The sequence below is a fragment of the Rhodococcus sp. IEGM1339 genome, from assembly GCF_050321925.1.
GTDB lineage: Bacteria > Actinomycetota > Actinomycetes > Mycobacteriales > Mycobacteriaceae > Rhodococcus > Rhodococcus pyridinivorans.
The window spans coordinates 199209-212320 of the sequence record NZ_JBNQFT010000001.1 but is presented as its reverse complement, the minus strand read 5'-3'; the positions used below and the strand labels follow the sequence as shown (position 1 = coordinate 212320).

Here is a 13112-nt window from a genome sequence, read left to right as displayed (position 1 = left end):
TCTGAGTCACAACGAACTACTGCGGTGAGGAGATCTCCATGGAGCAGTCGGCGTCCGTCCTGTACGGCACCCCCGTCGTCCCCGGTATCGGATACGGGCCGGTCATCCGTCCCGTCGCGCGTCCTGTGGTCCCGGCGCAGGGCGCCTCGATCCCCGACACGGCGCGCGAGGCCGAGGTGGGCCGGTTCGAGGACGCCGCGAAGGTCGTGGCCGAGCGGCTGCGCGCCCGCGCCTCGCGTGCATCGGGTGCCGCGGCAGAAGTGCTCCAAGCCACCGCTGTGCTGGTCGAGGACCGCGCCTGGCGCGGGGCGACCGCGACGAAGATCCGGTCCGGATCCGACGCGGTCGGTGCCACCGTCGCCGCCACCGACCAGTTCGCGGCCCTGTTCGAGAAGATGGGCGGGCTGCAGTCCGAGCGGGTCACCGACCTGCTCGACATCCGCGACCGCGTGATCGCCGAACTGCAGGGCGCCCCCGAACCCGGTCTCGAGATGCCCGATTCGCCGTCCGTGCTCCTCGCGGCCGATCTCGCACCCGCCGACACCGCCGGACTCGACCCGTCCGTCGTCGTCGCGCTGGCCACCTCCCTCGGAGGACCCACGAGCCACACCGCGATCATCGCGCGCCAGCTCGGCATCCCGTGTGTCGTCGCGGTGGCAGGTCTCGACGACGTCCCTGCCGGCACCGAGGTGCTGGTCGACGGCGCGACGGGCCGGATCGTGATCTCCCCGGACAGCGCCGAGGCCGCAGCCGAGGTCGAACGCGACCGCGTCGAGCGCGAGCGGGTGGCGGGCTGGTCCGGTCCCGGCGCCACCGCCGACGGTCACCCGGTCGAGATCCTCGCCAACGTGCAGGACGGATCGGGTGCCCGCGCGGCGCGCCGGACGCCAGCGCAGGGCGTCGGACTGTTCCGCACCGAGTTGTGTTTCCTCGACCGCGACACCGAACCGACGGTGGACGAGCAGGCCGACATCTATGCGGAGGTCTTCGAGGCGTTCGAGGGACGGAAGGTCGTCCTGCGGACCCTCGACGCCGGCTCCGACAAGCCCCTCCGGTTCGCCAACCACCCCGACGAACACAATCCCGCCCTCGGCGTCCGCGGTATCCGCATCACGACCACGGCGCCGGGAGTCCTCGATCGTCAGCTCGACGCGGTGGCCGCCGCGGCCTCGCGCACCGGCGCCACGCCGTGGGTCATGGCACCGATGGTGGCGACCGTCTCGGAGGCGGCCGATTTCGCCGCGCGGGTGCGCGAGCGCGGGCTGTCACCCGGCGTCATGATCGAGGTTCCGTCCGCGGCGCTGCTCGCCGATCGGTTGCTCGAACACCTGGACTTCCTGTCGATCGGCACCAACGACCTCGCCCAGTACACGATGGCGGCCGATCGGATGTCGCCGAAGCTGGCCGCACTCACCGACCCGTGGCAGCCCGCGGTGCTCGCACTCGTGGCCCGCGCGGCGCAGGCCGGGGCGGCCGCGAGCAAGCCGGTGGGGGTGTGCGGCGAGGCGGCGGCCGACCCGCTCCTCGCCTGCGTCCTGACCGGAATGGGCGTGACGTCCCTGTCGTGCGCCGCGTCGGCGGTGACGGGTGTCGGCGCCCGGCTCTCCTCGGTCCCGATGGACCGTTGCCGTGAGGCGGCCGAGGCGGTCCTCGCGAGTGACGACCCCGTCGCGGCACGTGCCGCGGCAGCGAAACTGCTGGACTGAGCGGCGCGGCCGGGACGGCCTGTTCTACGCGGCCGGGACGGCCTGTTCTACGCGGCCGGGACGGCCTGTTCTACGCGGCCGGGGCGGTCTGTTCTACGCCGATGAGGCTGCCGGTTCTACGATGACCTGTCGTGACCGAACGAGCGAACACGACCGGACGCACGACCACACGCCGCGGCTGGACCCTGCACGGCGACGGACGTCGCATCAACCCCGGTGCGGTGGTCGCACCGCACGAGCGACTGTCGTGGCCGCGCACCATCGGCATCGGGATGCAGCACGTCATCGCGATGTTCGGCGCCACCCTGCTCGTGCCGACGATCACGGGCTTCCCCGTCACGACCACGCTGCTGTTCTCCGGTATCGGCACCGCGCTGTTCCTGATCATCACGCGCGGCCGGGTGCCCAGCTATCTCGGTTCGTCTTTCGCGTTCATCGCGCCGCTCAGCGCCTCGGCCGGTTCCGGTCCGGCAGCGCAGCTCGGCGGGATCGTCGCCGTCGGCATCGTGCTGGTGCTTGTCGGCCTCGTGGTCAAGGCGGCGGGTTCGCGCATCATCGACGCGGTCATGCCGCCGGTGGTCACCGGGGCGATCGTCGCCCTCATCGGCCTCAACCTCGCGCCGACGGCCACCGGATCGTTCGAAGCCCAACCGCTCGTCGCCACGATCACGCTCGTGGTCACACTGCTCGTGACGGTGGTCGGCCCGGGCATGCTCGGCCGCCTCGGCATCCTCGTCGGTGTGATCGTCGGATGGATCTTCGCGGCGTTCACCGGGGCGATCGCGTCCGAGCGCATCGACGCCATGCGCGACGCGGCGTGGTTCGGTCTGCCCGATCTGCACGGCCCCACCTTCGAACTGTCGGTCGTGCTGTTGGCGCTGCCCGTCGTCGTCGTGCTGGTCGCGGAGAACGTAGGCCACGTCAAGGCGGTCGCCGCGATGACCGGTCGAAACCTCGACGACATGGCCGGCAATGCGCTCATCGCCGACGGCCTTGCGACCACCCTCGCGGGTGCGGGCGGCGGCTCGGGCACGACCACCTATGCCGAGAACATCGGCGTCATGGCGGCCACGCGCGTGTACTCGACCGCTGCATACGCCGTTGCGGCGATCACCGCCGTCGTGCTGGCCTTCTCGCCGAAGTTCGGTGCGCTGGTGTTCACCGTGCCCGAGGGCGTCCTCGGCGGCGCGACCCTCGTGCTCTACGGCCTGATCGGCATCCTCGGTGTCCGCATCTGGACGGAGGCGAAGGTCGACTTCACGGATCCGGTCAACCTCACGGTCGCGGCCGCGGCGCTCGTCGCCGGCATCGGCGACCTGACCCTGTCGATCGGCTCGGTCGAACTCGGCGGTATCGCCTGGGGTTCGATCGGCATCCTCGTCGCGTACCCGCTGCTGCGCAGACTCGCGGATCTGCGCCGCTGACCGGAACCCGGCGCATCGGCCGACACCGACCCGTGCCCGCGGGTCGTTCGATACCGACGCGTACCCGCCGGGGTCGTCCGGGTCACAAAATGCGCTCGGTTGTGTCAGCGTCACCGCGCCCTCGTCTGCATACCGTGAGTATGTCGAACGACGTCTCACACAGGAGCGCAGATGCAACGCACCCTTTTCGAGCCCGAGCACGACCTCTTCCGGGAGTCGTACCGGAAGTTCCTCGAACAGGAGGTGGCCCCCTTCCACGAGCAGTGGGAGAAGGACAAGATCGTCGACCGTGAGGTGTGGAAGAAGGCCGGCGCGCAGGGCTTCCTCGGCATGGCGGTGCCGGAGGAGTACGGCGGCGGTGGCATGGACGACTTCTGCTACAACGCCATCATGGCCGAGGAGACCACCAAGCTGGGCTTCAGCGGTCTGGGCTTCATGCTGCACAACGATGTCGTCGCTCCCTACCTGCTCGAGCTCGCCAACGAGGAGCAGAAGAAGCGTTGGCTCCCGGGCTTCTGTTCGGGTGAGCTGATCACGGCCATCGCGATGACCGAGCCGGGCACCGGCAGCGACCTGCAGGGCATCAAGACCCGCGCGGTGCGCGACGGTGACGACTGGGTCCTCAACGGCGCCAAGACGTTCATCACCAACGGCATCCACTCCGATCTGGTGATCGTCGTCGCATGCACCGACCCGGAGAAGGGCGCCCAGGGCTTCTCGCTGCTCGTCGTCGAGCGCGGCATGCCGGGCTTCGAGCGGGGACGCAACCTCGACAAGATCGGCCTCGACGCTCAGGACACGGCGGAGCTCAGCTTCAACGACGTTCGCGTCCCGGCGGCCAACCTCCTCGGCCAGGAGGGCATGGGCTTCATCTACCTGATGCAGAACCTGCCGCAGGAACGTCTCGCGATCGCCGTCGTCGCCGCTGCTGCGATGGAGCGCGTGCTCGACGACACGATCCAGTACTGCCGCGACCGCAAGGCGTTCGGCAAGCCGATCGGCAAGTTCCAGAACACCCGCTTCGAGCTCGCCGAGCTCGCCACCGAGACCCAGCTGGCCCGGGTGTTCGTGGACCGGTGCATCGAGCTGCTCAACGAGAAGAAGCTCACCGTCCAGGAGGCCGCGATGGCCAAGTACTGGACCACCGACAAGCAGGTCGAGCTGATCGACCGCTGCCTGCAGCTGCACGGTGGCTACGGCTACATGCGCGAGTACCCGGTCGCCAAGGCGTACCTCGATGCCCGCGTGCAGAAGATCTACGGCGGCACGAACGAGATCATGAAGGAAGTCATCGGGCGCGGCCTCAACGTCTGAGGCACGTACGAGAAGGCCTGGGTGGCTTCGCGGTGCGGAGCCACCCAGGCCTCGTTCGTCGCCGGTGGCCCGGGGATCAGATCTTGCGGACGACCGTGACGACCTTGCCGAGGACGACTGCGTCGTTGCCCGGGATGGGTTCGAACATCGGGTTGTGCGGCATGAGCCAGACGTCGCCGTCGACCCGCTTGAACGTCTTGACGGTGGCCTCGCCGTCGAGCATCGCGGCGACGATATCGCCGTTGTCGGCGACGTTCTGCTGCCGGACGACCACCCAGTCGCCGTCGCAGATGGCCGCGTCGATCATCGACTGGCCGACGACCTTGAGCAGGAACAGCGAGCCCTGACCGACGAGTTCGCGCGGCAGCGGGAAGACATCCTCGACCGATTCCTCGGCCAGGATCGGACCACCGGCAGCGATCCGGCCGACGACGGGAACCATTGCCGCCGAAGGGATGTCGTCGGTCGACGAGCCGGCGACCACCTCGGGCGAGGACTCGGGTGCGGGGGTGGGCTCGAGACCGCGGACGTCCACGGCACGCGGACGGTTCGGATCCCTGCGCAGGAAGCCCTTCCGTTCGAGCGTGCGCAGCTGGTGTGCGACGGAGGATGTGGAGTTGAGGCCGACGGCGTCGCCGATCTCACGGATGCTCGGCGGGTACCCCCGTTCGCTGACGGAATCGCGGATGACCTCGAGCACACGACGCTGACGTTCGGTGAGGCTCGCGGTGGGATCGTCGGTCGCGGGTCCGGCCCGGCGGGCTGTGGATGTTCCGTCCGCCTTCATCGTGACCTCCGTGCGGCGAGTGTCGGATGGGTTGCAAGTTGCCTTTCGAATCTATCGAGATCCCGCGCGTATATCAAACAGATGTTCGAGATTCACCCTCCGAGGAGCTGCCGTCAGGCTGTGACTCGTGATAGAACATTCGAACAGACTTTCGTTCGAACACATGATCGAGTTCTCGGACGGGGTCGGAAGACCACGCACAGCGACACGGACGGGGTCGGAAGACCACGCACAGCGACACGGAGGATTTCCGATGAGCAGAGCGGTTCGGATCGACACGGCGGTTCCGGTGGGTACGGCGCGACAGGGCGCGGTGGTCCGAACCGGTGCCTCAGTCCGGACGAGCACGGCAGGGCGGACCGTCGTGGGCCCGCCGGGAGCAGGTGCGCCCGGGGCGGCGGCATATCGCATCCGGCCGATCGCGACGTCGACGCTGCACCATCGCACCCGTGTCCCGGTGCGGCCGAGACCGCGCGTCGCCGCGCCCTCGCGGGAACCCCTGCACCGCCGTTCGGAGATCGCACCGCGCAGTCGCCGGCCTGCGGAGGGGACGAGTTGGCGGCAGATGGCCACGACGGTGCTCCTCACCGCGCTCGCGACCACGATGCTCCTCGTGCTCGCCCACGTGCGCACCGATGAGGTGATCTCGCAGAGCGTCGGCACCACGGTCGTGCGAGAGGGCGAGAGTTTGGAGGCCTTGGCCGCTCGCGTGTGGCCCGACGTCCCGGTCGACGTCACGGTCGCGAGGATCGCCGACCTCAACTCGCTCGACGGTACGGCCGTGCAGGCCGGAAGCCGCCTCCTCTTGCCGGATTCCAGCCGGGAATGAGGGCGTCGTGGCCCCGCCGGACCCGCGATCCGCTCCCGAGCCGGACAGGCGGGTATTGTCTAACACTGTCAGTCACACCACTCCGTGTGGTTGCGGCGGTGTCGGCCCACTCGCGGGTGGAGACGGTTCCGGTCGGGAGACATCGCTTCGGCGCCGACGTCGCGACCCGCACGGGCACGACGAAGGAACCGACATGTACTGCCCGTATTGCCGCCATCCCGATTCCCGGGTGGTCGATTCGCGCGAGGCAGACGAGGGTGCCGCGATCCGTCGTCGGCGGGCGTGTCCCGAATGCGGACGCCGCTTCACCACAGTCGAGACGGCCGTGCTGTCCGTCGTCAAGCGCAGCGGCGTGACCGAGCCGTTCAGCCGCGAGAAGGTCGTGCGCGGCGTGGCCCGCGCCTGCCAGGGGCGCGATGTCGACAACGACGCACTCAACAAGCTCGCGCAGCAGGTCGAGGACGCGGTGCGGGCGAAGGGCTCACCCGAGGTCCCGAGCCACGAGGTCGGACTGGCGATCCTCGGACCCCTACGCGATCTCGACGAGGTTGCCTATCTTCGATTCGCCTCGGTCTACCGTTCCTTCAGTTCTGCAGAGGATTTCGAACGCGAGATCCAGGAACTGCGCGAGCACAAGAAGTCCTGCTCGGTCGAGACCGACTGAGCGACCCGGTCGAAGCCGACCGCACGCCGGCCGGTCCGGTCGCTACCGGATCCCGTCGATCGCCTTCAGGACGCGCTTCTCCGACACTGGGATCCGCGTTCCGAGACTCTGCGCGAACAGGCTCACGCGCAGTTCCTCGATCATCCAGTAGATCTCGACCACCTCGGGCGCGGCGCGCCGTTCCTCCGGCAGTCGTGCGAGTAGCTTGTCGTAGGCGCCGTAGACGCGATCGAGCACATCCATTCCCGCGGCATCGCGATGCGCACTCGCCGGCAACGCCTCCAGGCGTTGCGCGGCCGCGGTGAGATAGCGCGGCAGGTCGGCGATCCGCCGCGACCCCAGATCGGTGACGAAGCCGGGGAACAGCAACGACTGCAGCTGTTCGCGTACGTCGTCGGCAGCTTCGCCGTCCGACCGATCGAGGAGCACACCCACCTCGTGGGCGCGGGACAGCACGGGCACAACCGCTTTCAACAGACGGGCCACGCGCCCCGGCAGGTGTGACCGCACCGTGGACGCGAGCGCCTCGAACTCGTCGGGCGTGCGCACGGGTGCGCCGTGTGCGGCGATAAGTTCGTCCACCGCGCAGGCACGGCAGTCCTCGATCAGCGCTTCGAACGATCCGTCGGGGTTCCGCCCGAGCGCGAGCCGCTCCATGTTGGTCAGCCCCGAGGTCACGGCCTTCGCCTTCGTCGGTGCCGACGACAGAAGCAGGGCACGCAACCCCTGACGCGTCGCGTTCTGCTGGGCCTGCGGTGTGCTGAGCACGCGCACCGCGACGCCGTCCTTCTCCGCGACCAGGGCAGGGTAACCGGTGACCTTCCGGCCACCGACCTCGCGGGTGACGGTCTCCGGCAGGTTCCCGAGGGTCTCGGCCGTCCACACCACCGCCGCGGGACGTTCGGTGCCCGCAGCGGCGCGCGAGACCTCCGCTTCGACCCGCGGAGCCAACTTCTTCCGCAGGGCCGCCAGGCTCTTGCTGCGGCCGAGCACGGTGCCGCGCTCGTCGACCGCGGCGAAGGTCATCCGCAGATGGTCGGGCAACGCACCGGTATCGAAGTCCGAGGACTCGATCGTGCACCGGCCGAGCCGGGACAGCTCGCGGGCCATCGCATTGACGAGCGGTTCGGAGCGCGGCGTCACCGAGGCGAGGGCGGCCGCTGCGAAATCGGGAGCCGGTACGACCTGCCTCCGAAGGTGTTTCGGCAGGGTCTTGATGAGGGCCGTGACCAGCTCGGTCCGCATCCCGGGTACCAGCCAGTCGAAACCGACGGACTTGAGGTTCGCGAGCAGCGCGACGGGGACGCGGGCGGTGACACCGTCCTCCTCCGTGCCCGGCTCGAACTGGTAGGTGAGGGGGAACTGGATCTCGCCCTGGCGCCACGCGTCCGGATAGTCGCCCTCGAGCACCGAGGCGGCGTCCTGGTTCACCACGGTGTCCGGCGTGAACGTCAGCAGGTCGGGTTGCTGCCTGCGGGTCTTCTTCCACCACGTGTCGAAGTGCCGGGCCGAGATCGCCTCCGGGCCGACCCGCTGGTCGTAGAAGTCGAACAGGGTCTCGTCGTCGACGACGATGTCGCGCCGGCGCGCACGGTGTTCGAGTTCCTCGACGTCCTCGAGCAGCGCCCGGTTGTCGTGGAAGAACTTGTGCTGCGTGCGCCATTCGCCTTGCACGAGGGCGTGGCGGATGAACAGTTCGCGCGAGACCTCCGGATCGATCCGTCCGTACGGCACGGGACGCTGGGCGACCAGGGGGATGCCGTAGAGCGTGACGCGTTCGTAGACCATCGCCGACTCGCGGCGCGTCGACCAGTGCGGCTCCGAGTAGGTGCGCTTGACCAGGTGCGGAGCGAGCTTCTCGACCCATTCGGGTTCGATGCGCGCGGCCGTCCGCGCCCACAGCCGTGAGGTCTCCACGAGTTCGGCGGCCATGACCCAGCGCGGAGGCTTCTTGAACAACGACGATCCCGGGAAGACGGCGAACCGTGCGCCGCGGGCACCGAGGAAGTCGCGCTTGTCGCCCTCGCGAAGACCGATGTGCGACAGCAGACCTGCAAGCAGGGACTTGTGGACGTCGTCGGGATTCACGTCGCGGTGGTGCGTCTGCCAGCCCATGTCGACAGTGATCTGACGGAGCTGCCCCTGCAGGTCCTGCCACTCACGGATCCGCAACCAGTGCAGGAACTCGTCGCGGCACAACCTGCGGAACCTGCTCGACGACAGTTCCCGCCGTTGCTCCTTCAGGTAGTCCCACAATCGCAGGAAGGCCAGGAAGTCCGAGCCCTCGACCGCGAACCGGGCGTGCTTCTCGTCGGCGGCCTGCTGGAACTCGGTCGGGCGTTCGCGCACGTCCTGGATCGACAGGGCCGCGACGATGATGAGCACCTCGCGCAGACATCCGTTCCGGTGGCCCTCGACGATCATGCGGGCCATGCGCGGATCGACGGGCAGGCGGGCGATCTCGCGGCCCGTCGCGGTCAGGCGCGGCGTCTCGCCCTTCTTGGCGGGTTCGAGCGCGCCGAGCTCCTCGAGCAGAGCGATGCCGTCGCGGATCGCGCGGGGATCCGGGGCCTCCACGAACGGGAACGCCTCGATCTCGCCGAGACCGAGCGCCGTCATCTGCAACACTACCGACGCGAGGTTGGTGCGCAGGATCTCGGGCTCGGTGAACTCCGGCCGGCCGTCGAAGTCGTCCTCCGAGTACAGACGGATGCAGATGCCGTCGGCGACACGACCGCACCGTCCGGCGCGCTGCCGCGCCGAGGCCTGCGAGATCGGCTCGATCGGCAGTCGCTGCACCTTCGTCCGCACCGAGTACCGCGAGATACGTGCGGTGCCGGGGTCGACGACGTAGCGGATACCGGGAACCGTCAGGGACGTCTCGGCGACGTTGGTGGACAACACGACCCGCCGGCCCGTGTGCGGTGCGAAGACCCGGTGCTGTTCGGCCGCCGACAGGCGTCCGTAGAGCGGGAGGATCTCGGTGTTGCGGAGCTTGCGGTCGCGCAGTGCGTCGGCGGTGTCGCGGATCTCGCGCTCGCCGGAGAGGAAGACCAGGATGTCGCCGTCGCCCTCGCGCTGGAGTTCCTCGACGGCCTCGCACACCGCGTCGACGGGGTCGCGGTCGACCAGCGTGTCGCCCACCTCGACGGTCAGCGGCCGGTAACGCACCTCGACGGGATAGGTGCGGCCGGAGACCTCCACGATGGGGGCAGGCGTGCCGTTCGCGTCGGCGAAGTGGCGCGCGAAACGTTCGGGGTCGATCGTCGCCGAGGTGATGATCACCTTCAGGTCGGGGCGACGCGGAAGCAGCTGCGCGAGGTAGCCGAGCAGGAAGTCGATGTTGAGGCTGCGCTCGTGCGCCTCGTCGATGATGAGCGTGTCGTACTGGCGCAGCAGGCGGTCGCGCTGGATCTCGGCGAGGAGGATGCCGTCGGTCATCAGCTTGACGAGTGTCGACTCGGTGACCTGATCGTTGAAGCGCACCGTGTATCCGACGGCGTCGCCGAGCTCGGTGTCCAGTTCCTCCGCGAGTCGCTCGGCGACGGCGCGCGCGGCGATACGGCGCGGCTGGGTGTGGCCGATCAGGCCGCGAACCCCGCGCCCGAGTTCGAGGCAGATCTTCGGGATCTGCGTCGTCTTGCCCGAACCGGTCTCACCGGCGACCACTACGACCTGGTGGTCGCGGATCGCGGCGGCGATGTCGTCCTTGCGCTGCGAGACCGGTAGGTCCTCGGGATAACGGATCTCCGGGACCGACGACGCACGGGACGTGAGCCGGGCGCGGGCGGTCTCGATCTCGGCGGCGACCTCGGTCAGCGCCTCGCCGCCCCGCGCCCGGTCGAGCCTGCGACGGAGGCGGTTCTCGTCGCGGAGGGAGACCTCGGACAGGGCAGCGCGCAGTTCGCGACGATTCGGGGCGGGGGAGATGGACATGCTGATCACACAGCCTAGCGAAACGACCCGGTCGGGGCCGGTCGGGGAGGGCAGGCAGGCCAGGTGGTCAGCCCGCCAGAGCACGCACCCGGCCGATCACTTCACCGAAGGTCTCCCGGTACGGGGCGTGGACCGTGAAGTGGGTGAACCCGTAGCGCTCCCGGCTGTGCAGGATCTGCCCGGCCATCTCGTCGACCGTGCCGATCAGCACGAACGGCGAGTCGAGCAGGTCGTCGGCCTCGGCCGCGGTGGCGATGCGGAACGTCCCCGGTGGCCTCCCCGGCAGCAGGACGGCACCCGCGACACTCACGATGTCGGCGTGGGCGGCGACGACGGAAAAGATCCGGTCGCGGTGCCTCCGACGATCAGGGGCGGGCCGTAGCCGCCGAATCCGCGCCGCTGCACCGGACGGAGCACGGGCAGGTCGAATGCTTCGCGCAACGCCGCCTGCTCGTCGAAACCGGGCCCGGTGAACGATCGCTGCAGTTCCTGCACGGTGGATTCGAGACGCTCGGCGCGCTCGTCGAAGCGTTCCCACTCGATCCCGGCCGCCTCGAACTCCCATCTCATGTGGCCCCTGCTCCGAGGCCGACCTCGAGCCGGCCGCCGGTGAGCAGATCGGTGTTCGCGATCTCGCGAGCGAGCAGTGCCCGATTCCAGAAACCGGCATCGAGCACCATCGTGCCGACCCGCAGACGCTCGGTGGCACCGGCGGCGGTGACCAGGACGGGGAACGACGTGGGGACACCGAGATGGTCGGCCGCGTACACCGCGTCGAAGCCCGCGTCCTCGACGGCGCGGCACCAGCGAACGAACGCATCGGGAGACCCGACCTCGAAGATGTTGACGGAGAAGCGGAACTCGGTCATGGCACCCGGGTGGCGGGTACGGGCCTCCGGCGCCAGAGTCGTTTCCTCCGCATACGATGACGGGTGTCGTGATCGTCGTGGACGGGAGTTGGTCGTGGGTGCGTTGTGGCACGGATTCGCCGATATGGGCGCGATCGAACGGGACGGCGCATTCGTCGTGTCGCGCGGGGAAGGCGCGTACATCTGGGACGACGCCGGCAAACGCTACCTCGACGCCACCGCCGGACTGTGGTTCACCAATGTCGGTCACGGCCGCACCGAGATCGGCGAGGCGATCGCGGCGCAGGTCGCCAAACTCGCCCACTACTCGAACTTCGGCGACCTGACCTCCGAGCCCGCCGTCGAACTCGCCGAGCGTCTCGCGGGGGTCGCCCCGGTTCCGGGCAGCAAGATCTTCTTCACCTCGGGCGGATCCGACTCCGTCGACTCGGCGGCCAAGCTCGCGCGGCGGTACTGGCAGGAGGTCGGGAAGCCCGGCAAGCGGCTGCTGGTCTCGCGCGAGAAGGCGTACCACGGCATGCATGTCGGCGGCACCTCGCTCGCCGGTATCCCCGTCAACGGTGAGGGCTACGGCCGCCTGTGGGAGGACACCGCGCGGGTTGCCTGGGACGACGCCAAGGCGCTGCTCGAACTCATCGATTCGGTCAGTGCCGACTCTATCGCGGCCTTCTTCTGCGAACCCGTCATCGGTGCGGGCGGGGTGTACCTGCCGCCGGACGGCTATCTCGCCGAGATCCGCGACATCTGCCGCGACCACGACATCCTGTTCGTCGTCGACGAGGTCGTCACCGGCTTCGGTCGTATCGGTGGTTCGTGGTTCGCGTCGTCGCGATTCGACCTGGCTCCCGACATGGTCACCACGGCCAAGGGACTCACCTCCGGCTACCTGCCGATGGGCGCCCTGTTCGTCGCTCCGCGCGTCGCCGAACCGTTCTTCGCCGGAGACGTGTGGTGGCGCCACGGCTACACCTACGGTGGGCACGCCGCTGCTGCGGCGGCCGCGCTCGCCAACCTCGACATCATCGAGCGTGAGAATCTGCTCGCCGAGGCGGCGCGGATCGAGCGGACTCTGCACGAGAAGCTCGCTCCGCTGGCGGACCACCCGCGGGTGGCCGAGGTGCGCAGCGGCCTCGGTGCGGTGGCGGCCGTGCAGCTCGCCGATCCGTCCGAAGCTCTCGGTTTCGTCAAAACCCTGCGACAGCATGGGATCTCGGGACGCGCGGCCGGTCAGGGCGCGATGCAGATCTCCCCGTCGTTCGTGATGACCGACGAGCAGATCACCGATCTCGCCGACGGAATCGCCGCAGCACTCGGCTGATCCGTTCCTTCGGCCCGATCGGTACCTCGGCGAGGGGGAGTTCGGCGCTGCCGTCGCGTGCGGCGAGTGAACGGGCATAGCGCTCGTGCAACACCGAACGCACCTCGTCGGGGCTGTAGTTCCGTCGCTGTCGCTCGTTGCGGGCGGCGACAGCACCGGTCGCCGCGACTCCCACGATCCCGGCGAGTCCGACGAGCTTCCACCACTTGCCACCGCGCAGTGCCATGGGGCGACCCTAGCGGTCCGTCGGGGTCATGGGGACGAC

The 13112-nt window shown here is 69.2% G+C and carries 9 protein-coding genes and 1 pseudogene; 6 read left to right on the top strand and 4 right to left on the bottom strand.

Translation table 11 applies throughout. The annotated features are described in order from the left end of the window. Positions 1–38: 38 nt before the first annotated feature. The 3 genes from ptsP to ACQR3U_RS01005 all read left to right on the top strand — a co-directional run bounded on the left by ptsP (position 39) and on the right by ACQR3U_RS01005 (position 4444). On the top strand, positions 39–1706 hold the full coding sequence (gene ptsP, locus ACQR3U_RS01015) for a phosphoenolpyruvate--protein phosphotransferase (protein WP_230809493.1): 1668 nt from the start codon (positions 39–41) through the stop codon (positions 1704–1706). Positions 1707–1837: 131 nt separating this feature from the next. Beyond that, complete coding sequence (locus ACQR3U_RS01010) at positions 1838–3130, top strand: solute carrier family 23 protein (RefSeq protein WP_230809492.1); 1293 nt, start codon at positions 1838–1840, stop codon at positions 3128–3130. 171 nt (positions 3131–3301) lie between these two features. Beyond that, positions 3302–4444: an acyl-CoA dehydrogenase family protein gene (locus ACQR3U_RS01005; RefSeq protein ID WP_230809491.1), complete on the top strand. Its 1143-nt coding sequence runs from the start codon at positions 3302–3304 to the stop codon at positions 4442–4444. Between the two features lie 76 nt (positions 4445–4520). Here ACQR3U_RS01005 and lexA read toward each other — a convergent pair whose 3' ends face one another. Then, on the bottom strand, positions 4521–5231 hold the full coding sequence (gene lexA, locus ACQR3U_RS01000; protein ID WP_230809490.1) for a transcriptional repressor LexA: 711 nt from the start codon (positions 5229–5231) through the stop codon (positions 4521–4523). 565 nt (positions 5232–5796) lie between these two features. On the opposite strand from lexA, the gene ACQR3U_RS00995 reads away from it, so the two are divergent. Both ACQR3U_RS00995 and nrdR read left to right on the top strand, forming a co-directional pair. Continuing rightward, the gene (locus ACQR3U_RS00995) at positions 5797–6060 is read left to right on the top strand and encodes a LysM peptidoglycan-binding domain-containing protein (protein WP_230809489.1); all 264 of its coding nucleotides are present in this window, start codon (positions 5797–5799) and stop codon (positions 6058–6060) included. 193 nt (positions 6061–6253) lie between these two features. Further along, positions 6254–6724, top strand: coding sequence for a transcriptional regulator NrdR (nrdR, locus tag ACQR3U_RS00990; protein ID WP_006551317.1), 471 nt, complete (start codon positions 6254–6256; stop codon positions 6722–6724). Between the two features lie 42 nt (positions 6725–6766). Here nrdR and hrpA read toward each other — a convergent pair whose 3' ends face one another. Then, a complete protein-coding gene (gene hrpA / locus ACQR3U_RS00985) occupies positions 6767–10660 on the bottom strand; it encodes an ATP-dependent RNA helicase HrpA (protein ID WP_230809488.1) in 3894 nt (1297 codons plus the stop codon). 67 nt (positions 10661–10727) lie between these two features. Then, positions 10728–11529 (bottom strand): annotated as a pseudogene (locus tag ACQR3U_RS00980) (LLM class flavin-dependent oxidoreductase). A gap of 124 nt (positions 11530–11653) precedes the next feature. Between ACQR3U_RS00980 and ACQR3U_RS00975 the strand changes: the two are divergent. Further along, positions 11654–12847, top strand: a complete 1194-nt coding sequence (locus ACQR3U_RS00975) for an aspartate aminotransferase family protein (RefSeq protein WP_230809620.1) — start codon at positions 11654–11656, stop codon at positions 12845–12847. On the opposite strand, the gene ACQR3U_RS00970 is transcribed toward ACQR3U_RS00975, so the two are convergent. Then, positions 12807–13073 (bottom strand): hypothetical protein, encoded by a 267-nt coding sequence (locus ACQR3U_RS00970; protein ID WP_006551320.1) that lies wholly within the window; start codon positions 13071–13073, stop codon positions 12807–12809. The genes ACQR3U_RS00975 and ACQR3U_RS00970 overlap by 41 nt on opposite strands. Positions 13074–13112 lie beyond the last annotated feature (39 nt).